Genomic DNA, 1,708 nt, shown 5'->3' with positions numbered 1-1,708 from the left:
GGTGGACGCGCACGCCGCCGTGATCCCGCCGCCACGCGCGCAGCGCCGGGGGCAGCACGCCGATGCTCGCGGAGTAGACGGTGGCCAGCTGCAGCTCGCCGCACTCCAGCCCGGACGCCTGCCGAGCGGCCGACCGCGCCCGCTCGGCATCGGCGAGCGCGGCCCGCGCGTGCGGCAGCATCGCGCGGCCCATCGGCGTGAGCCGGACGGAGCGCGGCAGCCGTTCCAGCAGCGGCCCGCCCGCATCGCGCTCCAGTGCGCGCACCTGGTGCGACAGCGCGGGCTGGGTGACGTGCAGCAGCTCGGCGGCCCTGGTGAACGACCCGGTGTCGACCACGGTCACCAGGTACTCGAACTGCCGCAACGTTGCCATGAGCAGAATTTATCAGTGCCAGAAGAAACAATCCTTGGATTTATCGATCGGCGCCGACGAGAGTTGACGGCATGAGCAATCCGGCGTCAACCCGAGCCCCGCTCGACCGCACCTCAGGGGACCGTGACGCAAACCAGCCACAAGAAACCCCGGAACGCGAGATCGACCCCGAACGCGACCACCACTGTGAATCGCGGAGAGGCGGAAGCGCCCTGGTTGTTGGTGCTAACGGAGTTATTGGCCGCAACCTCGTCGATCACCTGGTCACGCTCCCGGAATGGGAGGTCGTCGGGGTGTCCAGGCGGGGTGGGGAGGACACCGACCGGGTCCGGTACTTGGCGGTGGACCTGTTGGACGCGGAGGACACCCGGGAGAAGCTGAGCGGGCTGACCGGTGTCACGCACCTCTTCTACGCGGCCTACCAGGACCGGCCGACGTGGGCCGAGCTGGTGCCGCCGAACATGGCGATGCTGACCAACGTCGTCGACGCGGTCGAGGCCGCCGCGCCCGGACTGCGCCACATCAGCCTCATGCAGGGATACAAGGTCTACGGCGCGCACCTCGGTCCGTTCAAGACGCCGGCGCGGGAGACCGACGCCCGTCCGATGCCGCCCGAGTTCATGGCTTCCCAGCAGGATTTCCTGGAGCAGCGCCAGCAGGGCAAGGCGTGGGCGTGGACCGCACTGCGCCCCTCGGTGGTGGCCGGTTTCGCGCTCGGCAACCCGATGAACCTGGCGCTGGTGATCGCGGTCTACGCGGCGATCTCCAAGGAGCTCGGCCTGCCGCTGCGGTTCCCCGGCAAGCCCGGCGCGTACGACTCGTTGCTGGAGATGACCGACGCGCGCCTGCTGGCCAAGGCGACGGTCTGGGCGGCGAACGCCGAGCAGGCGCAGAACCAGGCGTTCAACATCAACAACGGTGATCTGTTCCGCTGGCGGGAGATGTGGCCGAAGATCGCCGCGCACTTCGACCTGGCGGTCGGCGACCCGCTGCCGATGTCGCTGACCGACGTGATGGCCGACAAGGCGGAGCTGTGGCAGCGCATGGTCGCCGAGCACGACCTGGAACCGCTGTCCTACCAGGAGGTCTCGTCCTGGGGCTTCGGCGACTTCGTCTTCTCCTGGGACTACGACATGTTCGCCGACGGTTCCAAGGCCCGCCGCTTCGGCTTCCACGAATTCGTCGACACCGAAGCGATGTTCCAGGAGATCTTCGACGACCTCCGCAAGCGCCGGATCATCCCCTGACCGGAGTTGCCCACGCGCTCCTCGACGACCACCAACCGCTTCCTCCGGCAGTGCAGAAGTCGTGAGTACTTTGGGGCGCTATAACACC

At 68.1% G+C, this 1,708-nt stretch carries 2 protein-coding genes; one reads left to right on the top strand and one right to left on the bottom strand.

Annotation, left to right across the window (positions count from 1 at the left end; all coding sequences use genetic code 11):
* Positions 1-373 (bottom strand): LysR family transcriptional regulator (locus tag ABTZ89_RS38510; RefSeq protein WP_351054401.1); only part of this gene is annotated, 373 nt, incomplete at its 3' end.
* A gap of 161 nt (positions 374-534) precedes the next feature.
* On the opposite strand from ABTZ89_RS38510, the gene ABTZ89_RS38505 reads away from it, so the two are divergent.
* The gene (locus tag ABTZ89_RS38505; RefSeq protein WP_351054404.1) at positions 535-1,620 is read left to right on the top strand and encodes an SDR family oxidoreductase; all 1,086 of its coding nucleotides are present in this window, start codon (positions 535-537) and stop codon (positions 1,618-1,620) included.
* Positions 1,621-1,708 lie beyond the last annotated feature (88 nt).

The organism is Saccharopolyspora sp. NPDC002686 (assembly GCF_040295745.1).
GTDB classification, from domain to species: domain Bacteria; phylum Actinomycetota; class Actinomycetes; order Mycobacteriales; family Pseudonocardiaceae; genus Saccharopolyspora; species Saccharopolyspora oryzae.
This window is presented reverse-complemented; position numbering and strand designations above follow the sequence as displayed.